We start from the raw sequence: 21402 nt of genomic DNA, 5'->3' as shown, positions 1-21402 counted from the left end.
TTCATGAAAAAAAGATCATAAAGCTGGTCTTTAAATCTCCCCCACTCTGCTCGGCCTCCTCGCTCTTCAAGGAAAAATCAAATCCATGGTACTGCAGGATTTCCTTCACCAAGGTGAGCCCTATCCCCTGTCCATCTTTCTTAGTGCTGAAGAAGGGGCTGAACAACTGTTCATTCGATGAATTGGAAAGGCCTTTTCCATTGTCAGTAATGCTCAGACTCCTGGCCTCGGCATCGAGGATAAAACTTACCCTTCCTCCAGATCCAATGGCCTCAATGGCATTTTTAGTTACATTTAACAGCACCTGTTCCATTTGCTGGGCATCGGCATTGATCAGAAAAGGTTCCGCCCCAAGCTGAGAGCGAAAAACAACCTCATGCTGCGCAGCCATGGGTTGCAGGAAATTGGCTACATTTTCTACAATCCTGCGAAGGTCCAGCAGGTGCTTTTTGGCCGGCGTCAACTTTACCAGATCTGCAAAATTCCGCATAAAGACGTTGAGGTTCTGATTCCTTTCCACGGCTACACTGAGCGCATTCTTCACGGGCTCAACTGCAGGCCTTGACCACAGTCCTTCATTACTGAGGGCCAGGTTGATGATGGAATTGACGGGACCTATCGTGTTGTTGACCTCATGTGCCATCATCCGGATCACCTTGCTATAGGTGTTTTTTTCGGCCTGACTGATCTCCGCTGTCAGCTCTTCAATCATGACAAACAAACGGGGGAAGCCCCGGTCCATAAAATGGGATTTCTGGATCTTATAGCTCCTGCTGTTACCCATCCGCCAAACGCGTGACTCCCCGGCTTTCAAACTGCTGATGAAAGCCATGAACTGCGCCTCATTGCCCGCCATCAGGGAGCTGGCTTTGGGGTTCATCTGCTTCAGCTCCTCATTGAAATCCAGGATTACAATTCCCGTCGGTGAGGTAGCAATCAGTTTTTCCAGGAAAAAATGCTGTGCTTCCTGCCTGGTCCGTTCTTCGCGCAGTGCATCCATCATCCGGTTATAAACCCTGATGAGCTCATCCACTTCATTTTTGCCAGTGGTGAGCAAGCGCACATTAAAATCTTTGTCCTGAATGGCATTGATGCCTGCTTTGATCTGCTCAATAGGTTCAATCAATTGCCGGTAAAGCCAAATGGACAACAGCACAGAAAACAAAATGACGACCTCCGAAAGGATGAAGAGCAGCGCTTTGTCCTTCAAGGTCAGGTAGCTCAGCAACAGGAAAACCAAATGCAGCGCGCTTACAAAAAGTATGTACTTAGTCTTCAGCTTCATTGTAAGGGATCTGATATTTTTCCAGTCTGCGGTACAAGGCGTTCCGGGTAATGCCAAGGGCTGCTGCCGCTTTACTGATCTTTTGATTATGGAAGCTCATGGCCCGTTTGACCATTTCGATCTCCATTTCTTCCAAAGTCATAGCGCCCACTCCCGGCAGGGATTGTTTATTGTCTTTCCGCAGTTGCGACTGCTCCAATTGGAATTTAAAATCATCAATGCCCAATTCCGCTTTCTTACTGACCAGGATGGCCCTTTCGACGAGGTTCTTCAACTGCCGGATGTTGCCGGGGAAGTCCTGTTGCTGCAGCCATTTCATGGCCGCAGGACTCACCGACAGGCCGGGACGTGCATAGATTTCCCTTAGATTACCCATGAAAAAATCGACCAGCAAGGGGATATCTTTCTTACGTTCACGCAATGGAGGCAGGTATAAAGTGATCAGGTTAATGCGGTACAGGAGGTCTTCCCGAAAGGTTCCCGCAGCTACCATCTCATTAAGATTTTTATTGGTAGCGCAGACCACACGCACATCTACAGTTTTACTTTTGCTGCTGCCCAGGACTTCATACGTGCGGTCCTGTAGCACCCTAAGCAACTTTACCTGGCTCCCTGCTTCCAGTTCGCCGATCTCGTCCAGGAAGATGGTTCCCTTTTGGCCCATCTCGAACCGACCGGTACGGTCGAATCGCGCATCCGTAAATGCACCTTTTACATGGCCAAACATTTCACTTTCAAACAGGGAAGAGGAAATCCCACCGAGGTTGACCTTCACAAACGGTTTGTTGTGACGCCTGCTGTTTTCATGGATGGCTTCTGCAATGAGCTCTTTCCCCGTGCCGCTCTCTCCAAGGATCAGCACCGGTGCATCTGTACCTGCAACACTGCCTATGGTTTCCAGGATATCGAGCATGGCGGGATCATCGGTGATGATCTTTTTAAAATCGAACTGTTCATCCAGCACCCTGCGGTTGCCATATTTAGGTTTCGGTGTGCCCAATTGGAGCAGGGTGAGCACCGATTGCAGTACATGCTCATTGTTCCAGGGCTTATTGATGAAATCATTGGCACCCAGCTTCATCCCTTGTACTGCGAGCTCTATACTGGCCCAACCCGTGATGAGGATCACCGGAACCTGAGTGTCCAGCTCCCGGATCTGGCGGAGCAGTTCCATTCCTTCATGACCGGAGGTATCCATGGAAAAGTTCAGGTCCAGCAGGATCAGGCGTGGCATCTGCTGGCCGATCACCAGTAGCGCATCGTCCACATTATCCGCCGTCAGGACCCGCAGGCCGGTACTTTCCAGCAGCAAACTTAAAGAGGCCCTTACAGCAACATCGTCGTCAACAATCAGAATCATATCCAAATATAATTATTATTCTTCATGCAGGGCTATGGCGGGCTGTATGGCCGCCGCTTGTTTACCGGGGTATAATGCGCAGATGAAGACCAATGCATAGATAAATATTACCGCAATGAATAAAGCAATGAGGTAAACCAGTGCGGGGATATTGAATACGTTGAGCATCGGAAACTGTATGGCAAAAAACACCCCGACCAGCAAGGCCAGCGTAGTCATCACCACAGTTTCTGTAACCAGCTGGTCGGCAATGGCCGATTTGCTGGCGCCTATGGCCATCCGTAATCCAATCTCTGAGCGGCGCTGACTGATGTTGTACCAAAGTACGCCAAATAGCCCCAGGGCTACGTTGATGATCAAAAATCCGGCGATGGTGAGGCAGATCATCATCGGGATCAGGGTTTCTGAATTCTTGGATTCCCGCATGTCCTCCAGGTGCTTAATCTCCAGATCTGAGTTTTTCATCAGCGAGGCAAGAGTCTTACTCAGCTTGCTCTCAAAGGCGGCATCGGCATCCGGGCCTACCTTTAATAAGAGATGTCCGGTCCAGTTGAAGGCCAGGGTATCCATGAGCTTATAGAAGGCTGGGGCAACCGGCTTATAATCGCCATCTGCTTTCGTATCTGCCACCACGCCAATGATCTTGAATTGCTCCTTGTTATCATAATCTCCTGCATGTTTTCCGACAGCCTTACTATCTCCAAACATCATTTTGCTGAGCGTCGCATTGATGACCATTTTCTGTTTGGCATCGCTCACATCTGATTTGTCGAACCAGCGCCCTTCCAGCAGTTCCATACTGAACACCTTTGCATAGTCATTTTCTACACTGTAAAAATTGATCATGCTGTTTACCTTGCCATTGAAGGTAAGTCCGGTGGAGGAATAGCTTTCCGAATAGGGATAATTGGAGGAGCTGAAACTCAGCTCTTCAATCTGGGGCAGCGCCTTTAGTTGCTGACGGATTTGCTCGTAAAACTGGCTTAAGGAATCTTTATTTTCCGACTTAAAGGGTGTGGAATAGGCAACACTCCAAACCTGTTTGTATTGTAAACCATTGTGCTTGGAATAGTTTAGAAAGTAGTAAACGAACATACTGCAAAGCGCAAATATGACCAGGAAGGAAATCAAAATCTCCGAAAGAAAGAGGAAATTCTGTTTTCGTTTGTTCCATATCAGTTTGATCAGGTGTTTAAACATGATGATATCTTTTAATTAAATAATTATTGTGCTTTCAAAGCGTGTACGACATTCAATCTGGACATCCGCCAGGCAGGATAAACCCCGGAAAGCAGGCCAAACAGGAGGCAAAGCAGTAGTCCAAAACCCAAGACCCTGTAGTTGAGCGCCAGATCTATCCCGGGCTGCATGTCCGACTGGTTGTACAGGTAGATCACGATCAGGGAAAGCAGCGTTCCGATGAGTCCGCCGATGATGGTCAGGATCACGTTCTCCACGATGAACTGGTAGACCAATGTTCTTGATGAGGCCCCAAAGGCCTTCCTCACACCGATCTCCGAGGAGCGTTCCATGATCCGGGTGATGTTGATATTGATCAGGTTAATGGCGGGTAACAGCAGAAAGAGGAAAATGGCCACACTGCCCGCTCCGAACATCTTGCCGACGCCGGCTGATTCATCGCCCCCAAAGATGTTCCTCGCAAACGCTTCCATAGCGGTGTCTGCATGGACGTACAGTTTATCATAGCCTTCTTCCGGTTTAAAAATCCTGGCCAGTACCTGATCGAGTTCCTCCCGCATTTTGGGTACTTCTGCTGTTGACCTGGCTATCAGCGCTGCACCGAAACCTCCCATGTAGCGATCTGTAAGGGATATTTTCAGCTGACCGGGCTTACCAGTCTGCCGATAGTCTATTTTGGAAACGGTATATGGTAAATAGACATCACTGTAAAAATTTCGGTTGGGTTGCGGGGCTGTTTTTACCACCCCGATCACGCGGTACTTTACGTTATCCAGTTCAATGAACTTACCGGCTACCGGGCCTTCACTATCAAAATAACGCTGCTTTGTACGCTCGGTAATGACCGCTACCTTCTGGGCTGTGCCGACATCTGCTGCTGCGTAGGCTCTGCCCTCCAGGAACTGAAAGCTGGCAATCTCCCAAAAAACGGCGTCTGTGAACTTATATTCGAGCGACAACTTTTTGTTGTCTACATAAGCGTTCGTAGAATTGGGAAAAGTGTAGATGGATACTTTCTCCGCACTTTTCAATTTGGTAATGTAATTTTCCAGTAGCTGAAAAGAGGCCGAATTTCCGTTGTACCATCCCTCCTTTGTATTTAGCAGGGCCACTTTGGAAATATACAGAGAGCGGCCCCGGTTGAAATCAGGGTAACCGGGGCTAAACATTTTGTCGAAAAACGCGGTAAGCACCAATAGCACAGTTAAGGTCAGGCTGATCCCAAACAAACTGATGAAGGTGAAGAACTTTCGCCGGCGCAGTACTGCAATGGCGATTTTGAAGTAGTTTTTAAGCATAACTATAGAACTTGGGAGCCATCAAATAAACGAACCAGGCGATGGGTTTTGAGCGCCATCTGCTCATCGTGCGTGACCATCACTATGGTGCTGCCATCGTACTTATTCAGGTCCATCAGGATCTGCATGATCTCATTGCCCATGGCACTGTCCAGGTTACCCGTAGGTTCATCTGCCAGGATGATGCGGGGTTTGCCCACAATGGCACGGGCAATGGCTACACGCTGCCTTTGTCCGCCACTGAGCTGGGTCGGGAAATGTTTCAGACGGTTGCTCAGTCCTACTTTTTCCAGGGCTTCCGCAGCCAGGCGGCTTCGTTCTGCAGCGGAAGCGCTCCGGTAGAGCAGCGGCAGTTCGACATTGTCCAGTACCCTCAGGTCGTTGATCAGGTGATAGCTTTGGAAAATAAAGCCCAGCTTTTCGTTCCTGAAAGCCGCCAGTTTGCGGTCAGGGTAATTGGAAACTTCCTGTCCATCGATCCGGAGGCTACCAGATGAAGGTTCATCCAGCAGTCCCATGATGTTCAGCAGGGTACTTTTGCCGCATCCGGATGGCCCCATAATGGAGAGAAATTCGGCCTGTGCCACATGCAGGCTGATGTTGTTGATGGCCAGTGTTTCGATGGTATCTGTCCGATACACTTTTTCAATATTTTGTAATTGTATCATAATGTGTATTTACTAATATATCATTTTGCTTTCCTTTATCTTTTCATTTTTCTCGAAGTCGTAGAGTGAGAGGTACCGCAGCTGGTAGTAGGCCGCCCAGAAGTTGCGCAGTGCAGCGACTTCATCACGACGGGCACGGTCGTTTTCCTGGAAAGCAATACTGAGGTCGGTAATGCTCAGATTGCCGAGCACATAACGTTCTGTAGCGATCTGGTACTTCTCCTTTGCAATACCGGCAGCCTGCTCCGTGAGCAGCATCTGCTCTTTCATCATGTGAAAAAGACTGAGTTGCGTGGTGATTTCCTGTCTGAAGGTCAAGCGGGCCTGTTCCACTTCATATGCCGCCAGTTGCGCATTGGCTTCGGCAGTCCTGGTTCTGGACTTGGAGCGGCCCCAGTCCAGCACAGGGATGGACAACTGAATCTCCACAGACTGCTGACTTTTAGGAGAACGGTATACATCTGGAATCCTGGTGCCGGCATTGGAAAAGCCCAGGTTGGCCCTCAATGTGGCGTTCAGTCCATTTTCACCTTTTGCCTTTTGGATATCGCGCTTGGCCTCTGCCAGTCTTCTGGCGAATGCGATCGCGTCGGAGCGGTTTTCCAGTGCTTCAGCTAATACTTTTTCCTCCGGAATATCCATCGTATGGTTTGGTGGAGCAGGTTTCAGCACCAGGAGCCGCTCATTACCTTCTATACCCGCATAGCTCCTGAGGTTTAGCGTAGCGATCTCTACATCCCTTTTGGCTGTGCCTACGGACTTCTGCGCGTTTAAGCGCTCCAGCTGCAATTGCAGGATTTCATTTCTTGCGATCTTACCCAGTTCAAATTTGGTATTGGCAATATTGAGGATCTTTTCGGTGTTGCTGAAATTGCTTTCCGATAGGTGGAGATTTTCCTGGGCCAGCAGGAGATCGAAGAAATACTCCGTCACTTTCAGGGAAATCTGCTCTTGGGATTCGATATAGGCTTGCTGGCTTTCCTTATATTTCAAAGGTTCGATCTTCTTATCCCATTTCAGGCGGTTGAACTGTAAGAGGGGCTGCAAGTAACCGATCCCGTAAGGCGTGCCGTTGTACAGCACGGTATTGCGGTCGAAATCACTGAAACGCTGCAGTTCCGTAGTGCCGTAAACCGTCCCTCCTGTAGCCGCAATGCTTTGTGTAAAATCCAGCTTCAAGGAAGAATTGTCATTGCGGATGGGCTGGAAACTGATGGTTCCGTTGGGCTGCAGTACCTGGGCGTAGGTCTTATTGTAGCCCGGCAGGATTCCGCTGAGGGCCAATTGGGGCTGATAGTTGGACTTGAAAGTACGCCACTCCCAGTACTTGGTTTCTTTGACCGTGACGGCTTGTTTTGCAGCGATGGAATTGTTTTTAGCTCTTGCGACGATCTCCATCAAGCTGAGCTTCAAGGTATCATTTGCGGGAGCCGATAGGTAAGCGGCCATGCAATCGCTGTAGCAGCTTGAGTATGCGATCAATAAGATGAATAGATACCTCATAGCGCTAATCTTTAATGTCGACTTCAGCCGCATGTTCATATTTCCCCATGTCTGAATTGATGACTTTCTCTCCTACGGCAATCCCCTGCTGAACCTCTACATAATCGAAATTGCTGAGCCCTATTTTCACATCCCTCCTTACAGCTTTGCCGTTCCTGAGCACAAAAACATAGGACTGGCCTGCACCTTTAAATGCCGCGCCATTGGCCAGGCGTACCACATTGCTGCGTTTTTCTGTGACCAGGTAGAGCTCTACTTTCATATTGGGCCTCAACAGCGAATTGTCTTTGTCATCGAGCCTGACTTCAAAGGAAACAATAGAATTGCTGACGGTAGGTGAAATGTCACTGACTACGCCTCTCAACTGTGATTCGTTGATCCGGATGATGGCAGGCATGTTCAGACGGAGCTGATCTGCCTGTGTATCTGCTATAGTTCCGGAAACTTTGTAGCTGCTGAGGTTAGCGATCCTCGCCAGGGGATCTCCTTCGCGGATGCTGGCGCCAATATTCCTGTTGACCCAGGTGACCACTCCTGCCCGGGTAGCGCTCACATCTGCCAGATCGAGCTTCCTTTTGAGCGCCTGCTGATCGCTCTGATGGATGGCCAGTGCGATTTCCGCTTCCCTGATCTCGATCTTCATTGTTTGTTGCTTGTTTTTGATCTCGTTCTCGAGTTGCTGTTTTTCGAGCACAGCCACCTTCAGATTGAGTTCAGCAGCTTCAATATCTTCCCGGGTGGCACCACCGGCTTTGTATAAGCGCTGGGCACTGGAAACGGCGTCTTTCAGGTTACCGATCTTCAGTTCCTTAATTGTATTGCTGTTGCTGATGTCGTAAAAGCTCTTGCCGAGGTCTAGTTTCAGTTTCTTGATTTCGTTGTTTTTAGATTCAATCTGGAAACCCAGTTTATCATATTCGGTTTGAGCGGCGCCTTTATCGAGTGTAAGTATCGATTGTCCGGCATTGATGCGGGTACCGGCAGTCATGTGCACTTCGCGAACTGCGGCATTGATCGGACTGGTGAGCACTTCTTCAAATTCCGGCAGTACCTCTCCCATCGCATTCAGCGTATTTTCTATATCGCCTCTTTGAGCGACAGTGGTAGTGAAGGCTGATCTTTCAATGGAAGGCTTGATGTAAGTTCTCAGCGCCAGCAAGAGCAAGGCGATCAGCACTACAATTATCAGGATAATAAAGATCCGCTTTCGTTTCCTGCGGAGTTGCACTGAGTCTTCTATCGGTGTGTCCATGTGTGTTGGTTTTGCTAAGGTTTTGGCAAAGCAAGCGCCAACAGTAAAGTGTTGTAGTTTAGAATATTACAAGAAAATAGGCTTTAAAGAAACGCCCGATATCGAACAAAATAGTCGATATCGGGCGTTTTTGGTAAAAAATAAAAAAGCTCCTATCTTCAGTCTCAGATGGAAGCCCGCTGCTCATATAAATTTGGAATCTTTGGTTAAAGCTGCTTCATCAACACCAAACAATGCTGCTATTCGCTCATCCAAAAAAAATTTTACTTCAGCTTTGTTAACAGTTTTTTCCTCTTGTCTGGAATCGCTATAGTGATCGCGTGCAATTACCTCGGCAAACTCTGCTAAGGTTTCATTCTCGAATTCCATTCCGAACCGGCGACCTAGATTCCAGATAGCTATATTCAGGATAATGCCGGAAACTGCTATTTTCCAACTGAAGAAAAATGCAACAAGACACAGGATCGAAAATAGCAAAACAAGATTAACATACCAGGTTGAAGGCTTCAGACACAGAATTTTTATTCCCAGATTTCCATTTACATTTTTAACAATGCCAGGCCTGCGATGTGCAGGGATTAATGTTTCGAGTTTGGTATCTGCATTTATGTTTGACTCGCTAATCGCTAACGCAGAGGCAATTGCAGCCCTAAGTTTGTAAAAGGCTTGCTCCGTAGTAGAGTCGGGAACATCTTCAAATTCATCAAACTTAGCTATGATCATGTCACATAGCTCACCATAGGTGTTTACGTCGGCGAAATCCTGATCTCCAAATTTAATTCCAAATGACTTCTCAATGTCGAAGGTAAATTCCAGGAGTGCTTCATCATCAATATTATACAGTTTGAGGTAAGAGACTTTATTCGCTTGCGTTAGACTCATAACAGCTTATAGATCCTAGCCTTTTGGCACAGGTAAAACGGCATTAATTTATGAAATGAAGGTAACGAATATTTTTTAAACAAATAATCTAAAAACTCTGCACCAAATCTACTTTGCCTTTCTTAACGATTACGTTAATCTGATATGGAAATTCACCTTTCAGGTCGTCCTTGATGAGCACAAGGCCTTTTTTAATTGAGTCAACTAGCATGATTTTCGAAAGCTTTGATAATTTGCCGGTAAAAGAAAGATCTGTAAGCTTGTTGTTTGTGAAACTAAAAGAGATGCCAAAGTGACCATCTACTGAGTTTTCGAAAACACAGTGTTCAAAAAGGTACTGTTGCAAGCGCTGTTTACATTCAGGGCTAATATATCCCGTAGGCATCGCCATGCCGGCGTAAGTTTTAAAACCAGGATCGGAATCAACTACCCTTGGCTTAGCACCGCCGAGAATAACTGATGCTGGCTTTGGCGCTTCTTTGCAGGCTGTAATCCCAATGGCGGCCAACATGGCCATGAGCCAACCCCGCCAGCCTACTATATTACTACGGACCGGCATGTTTATTTGTTCTGCACGGAACCGTCCGCAAACACTGTTGTTATTTTCCCGCATGATCTGGATGAAGTATGCAGCGTTTTTATCACTCAGGTCATAGACCTTTTTTTGGCAGCTTTCACAAAATCGCCCGTCCTGATCTGGTTTCATCTTCTCCCATTCCTGGTTACAAGTAAAGCTTAATCGTGCGTTTCTGATTTGATCTTCCATAGTCTGTTTGTTGGTTTTTCAGATGATGCGATCCTTTGGCGGATTCCATAATTGCTAAAAACCATTTAGTATGCATTTATACTCTGATCTCTGAAATAATCCCTAATATTGGGCAAGATTCAGATAAGAATACATTATGGCCAAAGAGATAGAACGTAAATTCCTGATTGAACCGGAACTCTGGAAACAGCTAGACAAACCTAAAGGTCAACATTATAACCAGGGATATATTGGCGGAAATGAGGATGTCACCATCAGGATCAGAATCGCCGAAGACAAAGGTTACCTTACATTAAAGGGAAAGACAGTTGGCATTAGCCGGGATGAGTTTGAATATGAGATCCCACATGGTGAGGCAATTGCGATGATCAGCAGCTTTACTACCTCAGGTACTGAGAAAATCCGTTACAAAATTGCCCAAGGCGACCTGATATGGGAAGTAGATGAGTTTCTTGGTTCAAATGCAGGTTTGATCGTGGCAGAAATCGAGTTGCAATACGAAGAACAGGCATTTGATAAACCGGAATGGATAGCTGAGGAAGTGACTGAGGATCATCGCTATTTTAACTCAAATCTGGCGACAAATCCATATTGCAATTGGGAAACTAAGTGATTGGTTATGGATTTCAACTTAGGTAGTTGTAAATCGAAGTATATAATTATCTTAGACCAATAATCAATACGCTAAATTAACCTTTCAAATATGAATAGAATCCTGCTCATAATCGCAATAGTCACAGTTGGCTACAGCACATCCACTTTTGCTCAAGATGTCAACATCAATCTGATTGGAAAAAAGTTCAGTCAGGCGGTCAATAATGAAGCGAAAAACAAGGGTGTTGTGTATATCTCTGACGGTGACGTCATCATTCCTGGTGGGATGGCTGAGCCGGTAGTCTACACTCGTATGGGCAAAGATGTCAAAGAATTTTTTGTAGAATATACTGTCAGTGAAAAGGATTCGGTGGTTCGTCGAATTGAATATACATGGGGAGAAGGCAATGGCAAGAACGCATTGACTGAGAAATTTAAGCTTTTTCTAACTGGTTTAACTGAGAAATATGGCAAAGGTAAGGCTGTAGGCGAATATCAGCATCATTGGGTTACCGACGAAAAGATGGAAGTTGCTCTTTATGGCAATTTTACCACCTATCCAAAAGTGACAGTAAGGATAAGGAAAGACCAATAATATCATGCAATACAATCTCCTATCTTATACTTCCATCTTCGTTGATTACATCTTTGGACGGGTTTGCTATCGGATCCCAATCATCAATCTCTGCTTGTATTCCTTTCGGATTTGGGCCAAATTGATTTTCGCCCGGTTCACTATCTCCAAATAGCAGGATAGCGCCATAAAATGGGATGAATTGCCATACTGCTATCACCCCTCTATCATGACATCGCTTTGCTCTTTGTGCAAAGAAAAACCAAATAATAGGGATAAGCGCGATGAAGCCGGCAATACTGTAGCCGCCATCGGGACGTTCAGGACCCAAAAAAGATGCTACCACAGCGGCACTTAGGAAAGAAATGATCAAGCTCAAGCCATATTCTAGTCTGCGTATACGGCCATTAAATGAGAACGGTTTTTTAAACATGTGTCAATTTATCTATCACAAAATATTAATTCTTTTAATGCTGCTTTTTCCGCGCGAAGTTCTTTTCTCCTGCTTCTATAGCTAGACCTAGTTTATTTTCTTCAGGAGGCTTAGGACAGGCATAACCACCTCCAAACGCACAATACGGATTATACGCTTTATTGAAATCGACCACCAGCATTCCATTTTGAAAATCTCCTTCCCTAAAATCCAGGTATCTCCCACCGGCATAGGTATCCCGAAGATTAGTTTCATCTGTAAAAGGCAAAAATAGATAATCCGCAAAGCCAGGACGCTTGGACAATGCTAAATTGCGGTACACGGTCAATTCCAATGCTTTACCTTTCAGACTAAACTTCAGCAGGGCATATGGTACATATTCCGCACCTTTACCTCCTGATATGACGGGCATATTAAAAGCATCGGCGTCAATGAGTATGCTTGCTTTAGCTGTAATGCGGTACGAACTATCGGCATCATAGAAACGCAAATACGCCAGATCATCTTTTTTGAGGGGCGAATTACCATCTTTTAAAAAGTCGTTCTTATAGCTATCACGATATGCCGCAATTTGTACATCATAGCCTTGAGAGAAGCCTTGTAGGCTGATCAACAGCAGAAAGAGAAGCAAATATTTCATGTTTTTTATTTACACCTAAAGATATCCAAAAAGAAAGGATTAACCATATGCAATTATTAATGATTTCTCTAAAACTGTTGCAAGGCCTGTCTCACGGTGTCCTTATTGGGTTTAGAAATAGGGCCTTATGGGATTCTTGATTTATGGTGAAAGGGATCACATATTAGCTATCAGCACTTATATGACAGACACCGTAGATTTCAAATTGAGTTAAGCTTATCCAAATGTAAAATTGCAAAAGTAACAACTTATTTTGATGGCTTGGCCAATAATTCCTTAGCAGGGACATGTTTCACCTTACCCTCTTTATCTGCAATGACTAACGTTTCATCGTTGGCGGCGGCACTTATAATCAGTTTATCGAATGCTTTATGGATGCCAGCCATGATCTTATCTCTCAATTCGACATTTTCCGGTTTTAAATTCATATTGACTGAGCCTTTATTGTGTTCCAAATATCGTGATTATAAATCAATTCTGATCGATCGGCCTCACCGTCTGCAATTATTTCCGATTTCCCCAATGAATTATTAACCACCATCCAGAAATCGCAAATTGGTTTATACAATTTGACCAGATTATTTATCCCTGCATAATATCGTCTTCTGATTACTTCTTCTGGTATGTGATGTCCGCCCTTACTCACTCTCGTGGCAACCCGCTCAATGGCCTCTTCAGGGGAAGACAACCAAAAATATACCAGTGTAATTTTATATCCCAAAGCCTTCGCTTTTTGAATCAAAGAAACATAACTCTTCGTCGCTAGCGTAGTTTCGAAAGCGAAATCGGCACCTTCGGTGAGCAACTCATCTATACGTTTCAACATGATTCGACCTGCGCCAAGGGCTACACTTTCAGGGTTAAATGGCGAGATGCCTGCTGCAATATTGTCCGCATTTACAAACTCGCGGCAATTGAGCATTTCAGGCAATACAGTATAACTCGCTGTAGTTTTACCAGCTCCGTTACACCCAGAAATAACATATAAATTGGGAGCTTGTGGCAATGTTTTCATTGTATGCGAAAATAGCAAAAAGGTTTACATTTTTGATTCTTAAAGCTGTTGCAGGGCCTGCCTCACGGTGTCCTTATTGGGTTTAGAAATGGGAATCTTTTCTCCGGATTGCAGGAGCAGAATACCGCCATCTTCTTTGAGCCAGCTTTTTACATATTTGGGATTGACCAGATGGCTTTGGTGAGTTCTCAAAAAGCCGTTGGGCTTCAAGAGATCCGCGTATTCTTTTAATGATTTGGAAACCAGTATTTTTTCATCATTTGAAAGGCAGAAGCGGGTATAGGTATTGTCGGCCTCGCAACGGATGATTTCTTCTAAAGCGATGTAACGGATTTCGCTTTGCATCTGCAAGGCAATTTTGGTCACATTGGCCTCTGGTTTTTTGAGCTGTTGCAGTAAAAAATCCAGTTGTGAAGTAGGTAATTGTGCCCGTTTTTGTTCTGCTTTGCCCACTGCTTCGTTCAACTCCAGGATATCAATTGGTTTTAAAAGATAATCCAATGCGGCAAATTTGACTGCCTGGATGCCATAATGGTCGTAAGCAGTCACAAATATCACTTCGAAATTGCGCATAGGTAAGCGCTTAAGTACATCAAAACCTGTATCCTCTCCCATCTGAATGTCCAGAAATACCAGATCAGGTTGATAAGCTTCAATGGCATCGACCGCATTGGCGATATCGCCTGCTGTAGCCTGGATAGTCACCTGCGGGCAATGCTTTTCTAGTAAAGTCCGCAGGTTCTCTAAGTTGGATATTTCGTCGTCTATTAAAATTGCCTTCATCATATTATAACCAGTCGGTTAAGGTCAATGTTATTTTTGTGCCGCTGGCAGTGGATTGCAAGTATAAAGTAAAGCGATTTTTCCGATAAATACTATTTAATAGCGCCACCCTATTGTTGCTTAGGGATAACCCCAGGCCATCGCTTTTTTTCTGCGTATCATATCCATTGCCATTATCGCCGACGCTTAACACCAAATCATTTCCTTGTTTAACCATGGTGATGGTCACTTTTCCCTCAGTAGCTTTCTTCGCAATGCCATGCTTCACCGCATTTTCTACAAAGGGCTGCAACAGCATACTTGGTATCTCTACAATATCTAAATCCAGATCATTCGAATGATTGATTTCGTATTGGAAGCCGAAGCGCAATTGCTCCATCTGCAGGTAATCGTCCAGTAAAGTCTTTTCTTGTGATAGACTGATCAGTTCCTTACTATCCAGCACATTACGGGTCAATCTTGCAAATTTGGAAAGGTATTGATTGGCATTATCTATCTCGTTTTTATTCATCAGGTTCTGAATTCCGGAAAGGGCATTAAAGAGAAAATGAGGGTTCAGTTGCGAACGAATAGAGTTCAGTTGGAGCTTTGCGGTGTTTTTTTGCTGCTCATTTTCAAGCAGTTTTTTTTTAGTTCTTTTTTTATTGAAGTAAAGAATGATCAAAAAGATGAATCCAATAAACAAGGCGGCGGCCAGCGCATAGATCAGCAGTTCTTTTTTAGTATAACTTTCTTCTTCTAAGGTGATAGAAAGCGTGTGCCTGGTGATGTATTTTTCAATGTCTTTTTCCTTAAAATCGCAATCACGACATCCATGCCATCTTATTTGAGGTTGAATGATGATTTCATAATCCCCCGATTTTTTGAAAATGCTTTTATCGAATTTGATATAAGGTGAAAGTTGACGTGATTCATCGACATAGCCGCCATAGTTCCAAATAGTAGATTCGAAGATGATCTTATTGGTTTGCTTGTCCTTTATCGACGTGGAGTAAACATAATCGATATCTGAAGCATCCTTTATGAGGGTTAAATCCACGTCGCGCTTTGCAAAAGTGACCTGAGTAGGTTCCTTAAGATCTGTTATGTGGCTAGAGCTATAATTTCCTTCTTCTCCAGTGAGCTTGCTGAAGAATTGGATCTTTGCCTTCGGAATAGGCTTCCCGTAAAAGATAGTTTTATACACATCCTGAGGTTTTTGGATGTCGTATGTGAGGATGGTGAGGATTTTATTTTTAATAGGATATGTTCCAAAATCCATAGTCCGGAGTATTTCCCCCTCGTCCCGATCGACACTCTTTAGTTTTGCTAAGTCTATAGGCTTGTTGACCACCAGGGGCTTATTATCCTCCAAAATGGTATAACGATACTGCCTTGGATTGTCCTTTTTTCTAAAATAAATGGCCACGCTTACATTGTGTACCTCAGGTAAGAAGTTGAAGGCCGTATGGGGTTGATTTTGAAATACATTTGCGTAAAAGACATTCTTTGCAGAACTGTCCACGCTCATGAGCATTTTTCCTCCCGCAGCATAACTACTAAAATTGTTGATGCCTTTTTGTGCGTGTACAGTGGATAGTGCTATTACGAAGCTGAGGAATGTGAAGAGGATCTTTTTCATAGTGTTAAGTTTAATTTTCATCAAACTTGTCACAATAATAGCAAAACTAAAACCATAAAACAGGGACGGCTAGCTTTGAAATAGCAGAGGTATAGGTTTGTGCAGTATTTGAATATCGTGAAACTTTTGATCGTTGCGGAAATTGAATTTTAGCTCCGACTATGGAAATACACTCTTGTAAGCATCTTCAATGAAAAATCCCTTACCTTCGACTAATTTCCAGCCTATGAAAAAATTAATATTATTGGCTTCCCTCGTAATTGCAGCGATAAATTCATTCAGTCAGGAAAACGAACGGTTAAAAGAGCTACATCGGATATCGAGTCAAATGATGGATAGCTTAAATCGCAAGGCGATAAAAGACACTAATCAAGTCGTTATGTTTGCCTATAAGGTGAGGGTTGCGAAACAAAGTTCTGGATCGTATAAGATCATTTCCAGTAGTGTGAGTGATTCGGTTGCATTTTTATATTACCCAAGACCTGGCTTTTTAAAGACCATTAATTATCACTTATTTACTCAGGAAAAGGCTGAAGCCACTTTTGTGCTGCCTATGGCGCTGATTATCGGATATCCTACCAATATAAACCCTGGCCTAGTCGACATCAATAGCTTCGGAAAAGGCTTAGTTAATTTCTTATATGTACACGATGAAAAATCAAATCTCCTGGATACTTCAAATTTCATATACTTGCCAATTGGAATTATAAACACTACCAGTGCAGTAGATTACTGATAATGAAATATAACGATATGAAAAGATGACCACCCTTATACTTCTTTCTCGTTGATGTGGGCCAAATTGATTTAAACATGTCTAAAAAAGTGTAACTTATTTAATCTAGCTTGCTCTAAGCTAAAAAAACTAAAATACGATATGGGATTATTTTCTGCATTAATGGGCAATGCCGGTTCGGTGAGCCAAGACGACTTAAGAAAAAACTACGGAACATTACTTACTGATAATGAAGATATTGAACTAGGGTTCAAACTGATCAGGGACACTTTTATATTCACCAATAAACGATTGATCATTGTGGATGTGCAGGGATTAACCGGCAGCAAAACGGAATACGTTTCTATCGCCTATAAAGCCATTTCCAGATTCAGTGTAGAAACTGCTGGTACATTTGACCTGGATGCCGAACTTAAGATTTGGGTGTCGAGCGAAACCATTCCCAGTATCCGCAAAAAATTCAATAAGTCGGTCAATGTATTTGAGGTGCAGAAAGTACTCGCACATCACGTACTGGGCTAATCTGAGCGTTGTAAATTAGTCGATTAGCAATAGCGCCTTTTTTAAGGCTTCATCACTTTTGATCGGTATGGAGGGAATCACTCCATGCCAATCATCTGCTTTCGCTCTGATGTTTAGGTGAACGTTAGGCATTTATAATTCTAATTATTTCTTTGAAGATTCAAATAATCTCGCAATATTTGATATAAAATATCCCTAATTCATCTCTATGGCCACCAAAACACCACAAGACATGAGCAATGAAGAATTGCTTAAAATTGAAAATATATACAAGACCAGCGTGACGGTCACCATTATTAGCTGCACCATCATGCTGGCCGTGGGAATTTATTTGCTGATTGCCAAAGAAGGAAAGATCAATGTTTTCTTATTCCTGCCAATTGTGTTCGCCGGTACCGGATACACGAGCTACACTTCGTTAAAAAGCATCAGAAAAGAGAAGGCTTCCAGGAACATATAAGAAGATTGTTTGTCAGTGTTCCTCCGCTCCTCCTTCGAAAAAACCGACCATAGCCTCCAATGCATTTTCTGAGTGCATAATTTCCCCATTGTCCAATGATTCTTTAGCCATCACCGCCGCTCTTTTGCGCATATTGCTTTCATAAGCGGCAATTGCTTCCTTAAGGTTGCTGTATTGCGTAGCAGTTAGGGATTCGCACAATTCAAGCGCATCCAGCATGGCCATATTTACACCTTCACCTGCAAAAGGTGGCATCACATGCGCAGCATCGCCCAGCAAAGTTACATTAGCCAGGGCTTCCCAACTTTGGTCCAGGGGCATGCAGTATATTGGCCGGGGAATAAATGGCAAAGCTGAATTTTCAAACAGTTCAGTCCAAACCGGAGCCCATTCCGCATATTCCTTCCTAAACCAGGCCAGCATCGCGGCACTGTCGGAATAATTCAGTCCACTGTCTTTTGCCCAGTTTTCATCTGCCCTGAAGCTTGCATAAAAGCCGACTTCGCCATTGCCTTTCTGACCGATCAGCAGGTTCTTTTCATTGCCGAAGGCCATGATCTTACCACCAGCAAGTAAGCGGTGCAGATTAGGTGCTTTATTTGCAGCATCGTACACATTCCCTTCGAGCATCAGAATACCTGAATAAAAAGGTTTGATATCGGTTACATATGGACGGATCCTGGAATTGGCCCCATCCGCAGCGATGACCAGGTCGGCGTAGATGCTGGTTCCGTTTTTAAACTGCAGCTCCCAGCCATCGCCCTGCGCATCCATGCTCAGAAAATGGCTGTCCCAAACAACAGTATCAGGCGCAAGGGATTCCAATAGAATCTTTCTCAATGCACCACGGTCAATTTCCGGACGAAAGTGTTTGTGTCCAAAGTTTTCTTCGGGCTTACCTTCATGATCGCTGAAGAAAACCTCTGCCTGCGGATTGGTGATGAGCTCCCGGTCGGCCCCTGCCATATAGTTTGCTTTGAACTCTTCCAGCAGACCAGCAGCTATAAGGGCTGCCAGGCCAGACTCCTCATGCAAGTCAAGGGGCGAGCCTTGTACGCGGGCATGTTTGTCCAGATCGCGTTCATATACTTTCACATTTGCGCCTTTCAGTTGTAAAAGTTTTGCCAGTGTCAATCCACCCGGGCCGCCGCCCACGATGGCGATGTGTTTATTTTCTAGTAACATAAATTAAATTTTATGTTACAAAGCTATTGGTCCTTCAAAACCGATAATAGTACAAATCGGTCATTTTTATTTTTGGAGAGTTCCTTAGGCACTACGCCTGAAAATTTCTTGATTTCTTTGATGAAATGGGTCTGGTCGGTAAAATTGAGTTCTGGCGCTAACCTGCCCTGCGCGAGATGTTCCAAGGAAGCTCTAAATCTCAGTATTTTACAGAACGTCTTTAGAGAAAGACCAAACTGGTTACTAAAGTAGCGGTTGATCTGCCGGCTGTTCCAGCATGCCGTTTCTGAAAGTTCTTTGACACTCATTTCCCCCTTTGTTGCATAAACCAGGTCAAAGAGCTTCAGTTTTCTATTGTCGACCTCGGGCGGCAAAAGCGAGGCGATTTTCAAGGAAGCTTTTTTGTAAAAGGCATCGAAGTCGTTTAGATCATCTGCATGGAAACCCCAAAAGTCTGCAGGCATTTCCTTTGCACTGTTCAGAAAACCGGCAATGGAACTTTTTAAGAGGTATTCTACAGCAAGTGGCCTGAAGCTGATGGAGAAGGTGATTGTATGCGGCAAAATGCTGCGTTGCTTTGGGGCGGTTTCCAAACCCATCAACCAGACCTGGAAAACGGTATCAGGTGACTGGTAGAAAAAGAGGTCGATACGCCCATCCGGGATGATGGCCACTTCTTTGGGATGATCAGAGGGGTTGTGAAACATGCCTATGCTCTCCACAAAATGCCCGACTGATGGCTCCGGCGGCAGGAATTTATAGTTGAAATCGCTATGCATTGATTGCAGGTAAATCCATAATTATTTATGCTTTCAGCTCTAAATTACTGAATCTCCATTAAAGTTTTCATATCGCTAACAACACTAAGTTAAATTGTATTGCTTAGAGTACCGCGTGTAGTAACCTGCCACTGCGTCTAGCAGGCCTCGGTTTTCTTTTTCAGTTTCCGGCTAAATTCCTGCTTTGAGAAGTTAAAATATGTACATCATTAAATTTCGTGTTTGGTATATTGCAATTCATCAAATTACCTGCTCATGAAAGCTACACTAACGCCATCGAAAATCATTGTGCTTATAGGCACTGTTTCCACATTTTTGATCTGCTCTTTCCAGCCTGCTACCAAAACCCTGGATTATAAAGATTTTACCATCGAAGTCCCGAGTCACTGGGAAAAAGTTAAAGTACAAGGAATAGACAGCTATGTAGGGCGCTTCAGCATAAGCGCGAATGAGTATGCCGGTTTTGATCTTGGTCGCTATTCCTCTAAACTCGAAGGTGAAGACCAGATTTATGAATTCACCACGATAAGTAACAAGAAAGCCAAAATAGTAAGGCCTAAGGTGTCAGGAAAGGGCCTTACAGGTGTTTATATTGACAGCATAGGCAACACGCCATATGGCAGAATTAGGTTTCAACTTAATGGTAGAAATCTAACAGCTGCCAATGAGGAACTCTTGTTAACAGCCATTAAAACGATAAAATTTGCGAACACCAGCAATTGATGGCGGGAAAACAAATCTATTTTAAGCCGGCTCTTTCATCTGTCAGCCCCAAGGCATACGTCAGTTTGTATTTGCAATAAAGATATTTATATTGCAAGACCAAATAAAAACACTGACGATATGTACGATTTCCCGAATAAAACTTTCATTACAAAATCCCTTCGTTTATTCGGTTTTATCCTGATTACCTTAATTGCTTTTTCGGAGTATACAACTGCACAAAGCATGCCCAGGATTGGTGATCATTGGGACGCAACAATTGATTCGACCCAAAAGATACTACTTCCTCCACCTCTGGGTATTAAAAATAAAATAGATTTCGAGCGTGAGGGGATAAAATTTACAGGAGCCGTATCAGATAGAAAGATTATATCCATAATTACCCGTGACCCAAATTTTGAAATTGGGGGTTTAAAGTATATTGGCACCGAGCTTTCTTCCTTTAAGGACAGAAACCAAATTAAACAAATAAGAGGCTGGGGAAACTTTTTACCGCTATCTGATGGCTGGTATGCTGTTTTTGATTTCAAAGACCTATCTGATACTTCGAAGGTGCTCTACCTCTTCAAGAAAGAAGATCATTTTTAGCAGCCGCGGACGATTATCCGGTTATTTCTTTTCCGCCGAAATCAAGCATATATTTTCTTCTTGAAAAATCCACAACTGATTCTAACGCACGTGTCTGTGGATTCAATTTCTTCATTTTATGTCATAGGCTTTCGACGCGGGCAAAGCCTCACACTGATCAGTCTTTCGATCAATAAACCATTAAAAAGACAATTAAAGAGTAGCGTAAAAATAAATAAATCCCCTTCAAGGTATTCGAAAAACAAAGTATGAGTTGGAAAGCGGCAGATATGAAAACAGAATGCCAGCGCCTCAATTAAATTACCTCTGGAAGTGCCCTCTTCCAATGCGGCATATGCGACCAGAGAACAGAATGTCAGCAAAGCTAGCAGCAAAACTGCTCCTGCATACATCCAGATATTAAATCTTTTAAAGATCATGACTTTTTCACTTCCTTTATGTACCACGAAGGATAGCCCTTCCTGAAAAAAGACATTCTATTTTTCTTCCTGATTATGCACCTGTCTTCGGATATTGCAAATAACTTATTCTTTTT

At 44.0% G+C, this 21402-nt stretch carries 24 protein-coding genes; 7 read left to right on the top strand and 17 right to left on the bottom strand.

Annotated features, from left to right (window positions below):
* Position 1: 1 nt before the first annotated feature.
* The 9 genes from WAE59_RS12780 to WAE59_RS12740 all read right to left on the bottom strand — a co-directional run bounded on the left by WAE59_RS12780 (position 2) and on the right by WAE59_RS12740 (position 10214).
* A complete protein-coding gene (locus tag WAE59_RS12780) occupies positions 2–1285 on the bottom strand; it encodes a sensor histidine kinase (protein WP_337856355.1) in 1284 nt (427 codons plus the stop codon).
* Positions 1269–2645, bottom strand: coding sequence for a sigma-54-dependent transcriptional regulator (locus WAE59_RS12775; RefSeq protein ID WP_337856354.1), 1377 nt, complete (start codon positions 2643–2645; stop codon positions 1269–1271). Before WAE59_RS12775 ends, WAE59_RS12780 begins: the two co-directional genes overlap by 17 nt.
* A gap of 15 nt (positions 2646–2660) precedes the next feature.
* On the bottom strand, positions 2661–3845 hold the full coding sequence (locus WAE59_RS12770) for an ABC transporter permease (RefSeq protein WP_337856353.1): 1185 nt from the start codon (positions 3843–3845) through the stop codon (positions 2661–2663).
* Positions 3846–3868: 23 nt separating this feature from the next.
* Entirely contained in the window at positions 3869–5143 is a 1275-nt protein-coding gene (locus WAE59_RS12765) for an ABC transporter permease (protein WP_337856352.1), read from the bottom strand.
* A 2-nt stretch (positions 5144–5145) separates the two neighbouring features.
* A complete protein-coding gene (locus tag WAE59_RS12760) occupies positions 5146–5811 on the bottom strand; it encodes an ABC transporter ATP-binding protein (protein WP_337856351.1) in 666 nt (221 codons plus the stop codon).
* Between the two features lie 12 nt (positions 5812–5823).
* Positions 5824–7314, bottom strand: a complete 1491-nt coding sequence (locus WAE59_RS12755) for a TolC family protein (RefSeq protein ID WP_337856350.1) — start codon at positions 7312–7314, stop codon at positions 5824–5826.
* A gap of 4 nt (positions 7315–7318) precedes the next feature.
* Entirely contained in the window at positions 7319–8566 is a 1248-nt protein-coding gene (locus WAE59_RS12750) for an efflux RND transporter periplasmic adaptor subunit (RefSeq protein ID WP_337856349.1), read from the bottom strand.
* A gap of 183 nt (positions 8567–8749) precedes the next feature.
* Positions 8750–9448, bottom strand: coding sequence for a hypothetical protein (locus tag WAE59_RS12745; RefSeq protein ID WP_337856348.1), 699 nt, complete (start codon positions 9446–9448; stop codon positions 8750–8752).
* 88 nt (positions 9449–9536) lie between these two features.
* Positions 9537–10214 carry a hypothetical protein gene (locus WAE59_RS12740; protein WP_337856347.1) on the bottom strand — a complete coding sequence of 226 codons (678 nt, stop codon included), beginning with the start codon at positions 10212–10214 and terminating at the stop codon, positions 9537–9539.
* A gap of 136 nt (positions 10215–10350) precedes the next feature.
* Between WAE59_RS12740 and WAE59_RS12735 the strand changes: the two genes are divergently transcribed.
* Complete coding sequence (locus WAE59_RS12735) at positions 10351–10827, top strand: CYTH domain-containing protein (RefSeq protein ID WP_337856346.1); 477 nt, start codon at positions 10351–10353, stop codon at positions 10825–10827.
* 90 nt (positions 10828–10917) lie between these two features.
* The gene (locus tag WAE59_RS12730; RefSeq protein ID WP_337856345.1) at positions 10918–11403 is read left to right on the top strand and encodes a hypothetical protein; all 486 of its coding nucleotides are present in this window, start codon (positions 10918–10920) and stop codon (positions 11401–11403) included.
* Between the two features lie 19 nt (positions 11404–11422).
* Here WAE59_RS12730 and WAE59_RS12725 read toward each other — a convergent pair whose 3' ends face one another.
* From WAE59_RS12725 to WAE59_RS12700, 6 genes are all read right to left on the bottom strand, one after another.
* Positions 11423–11815, bottom strand: coding sequence for a DUF805 domain-containing protein (locus WAE59_RS12725; protein ID WP_337856344.1), 393 nt, complete (start codon positions 11813–11815; stop codon positions 11423–11425).
* Positions 11816–11849: 34 nt separating this feature from the next.
* Entirely contained in the window at positions 11850–12455 is a 606-nt protein-coding gene (locus WAE59_RS12720) for a DUF1684 domain-containing protein (protein ID WP_337856343.1), read from the bottom strand.
* 248 nt (positions 12456–12703) lie between these two features.
* A complete protein-coding gene (locus tag WAE59_RS12715; protein WP_337856342.1) occupies positions 12704–12883 on the bottom strand; it encodes a hypothetical protein in 180 nt (59 codons plus the stop codon).
* Complete coding sequence (locus tag WAE59_RS12710) at positions 12880–13470, bottom strand: zeta toxin family protein (RefSeq protein ID WP_337856341.1); 591 nt, start codon at positions 13468–13470, stop codon at positions 12880–12882. Before WAE59_RS12710 ends, WAE59_RS12715 begins: the two co-directional genes overlap by 4 nt.
* Before the next feature lie 39 nt (positions 13471–13509).
* Positions 13510–14256 (bottom strand): LytR/AlgR family response regulator transcription factor, encoded by a 747-nt coding sequence (locus WAE59_RS12705; protein WP_337856340.1) that lies wholly within the window; start codon positions 14254–14256, stop codon positions 13510–13512.
* A 1-nt stretch (position 14257) separates the two neighbouring features.
* Positions 14258–15874 (bottom strand): sensor histidine kinase, encoded by a 1617-nt coding sequence (locus tag WAE59_RS12700; protein ID WP_337856339.1) that lies wholly within the window; start codon positions 15872–15874, stop codon positions 14258–14260.
* Positions 15875–16100: 226 nt separating this feature from the next.
* Here WAE59_RS12700 and WAE59_RS12695 point away from each other — a divergent pair, with 226 nt between their 5' ends.
* From WAE59_RS12695 to WAE59_RS12685, 3 genes are all read left to right on the top strand, one after another.
* On the top strand, positions 16101–16610 hold the full coding sequence (locus tag WAE59_RS12695) for a hypothetical protein (protein ID WP_337856338.1): 510 nt from the start codon (positions 16101–16103) through the stop codon (positions 16608–16610).
* Between the two features lie 141 nt (positions 16611–16751).
* Positions 16752–17132 (top strand): PH domain-containing protein, encoded by a 381-nt coding sequence (locus WAE59_RS12690; RefSeq protein ID WP_337856337.1) that lies wholly within the window; start codon positions 16752–16754, stop codon positions 17130–17132.
* Positions 17133–17340: 208 nt separating this feature from the next.
* Entirely contained in the window at positions 17341–17592 is a 252-nt protein-coding gene (locus WAE59_RS12685) for a hypothetical protein (RefSeq protein ID WP_337856336.1), read from the top strand.
* Between the two features lie 12 nt (positions 17593–17604).
* Here WAE59_RS12685 and WAE59_RS12680 read toward each other — a convergent pair whose 3' ends face one another.
* Positions 17605–18777 (bottom strand): FAD-dependent oxidoreductase, encoded by a 1173-nt coding sequence (locus WAE59_RS12680; RefSeq protein WP_337856335.1) that lies wholly within the window; start codon positions 18775–18777, stop codon positions 17605–17607.
* Positions 18778–18800: 23 nt separating this feature from the next.
* Positions 18801–19556 (bottom strand): helix-turn-helix domain-containing protein, encoded by a 756-nt coding sequence (locus WAE59_RS12675; RefSeq protein WP_337856334.1) that lies wholly within the window; start codon positions 19554–19556, stop codon positions 18801–18803.
* Positions 19557–19811: 255 nt separating this feature from the next.
* On the opposite strand from WAE59_RS12675, the gene WAE59_RS12670 reads away from it, so the two are divergent.
* Positions 19812–20279, top strand: coding sequence for a hypothetical protein (locus WAE59_RS12670; RefSeq protein WP_337856333.1), 468 nt, complete (start codon positions 19812–19814; stop codon positions 20277–20279).
* A gap of 120 nt (positions 20280–20399) precedes the next feature.
* Positions 20400–20867 (top strand): hypothetical protein, encoded by a 468-nt coding sequence (locus WAE59_RS12665; RefSeq protein ID WP_337856332.1) that lies wholly within the window; start codon positions 20400–20402, stop codon positions 20865–20867.
* Positions 20868–21402: the final 535 nt, after the last annotated feature.

Origin of the sequence: Pedobacter sp. GR22-6, assembly GCF_037402555.1 — a bacterium.
GTDB lineage: Bacteria > Bacteroidota > Bacteroidia > Sphingobacteriales > Sphingobacteriaceae > Pedobacter.
Note: the sequence above shows the minus strand (reverse complement) of the source record. Positions and strands in the feature narration are given on the sequence as shown.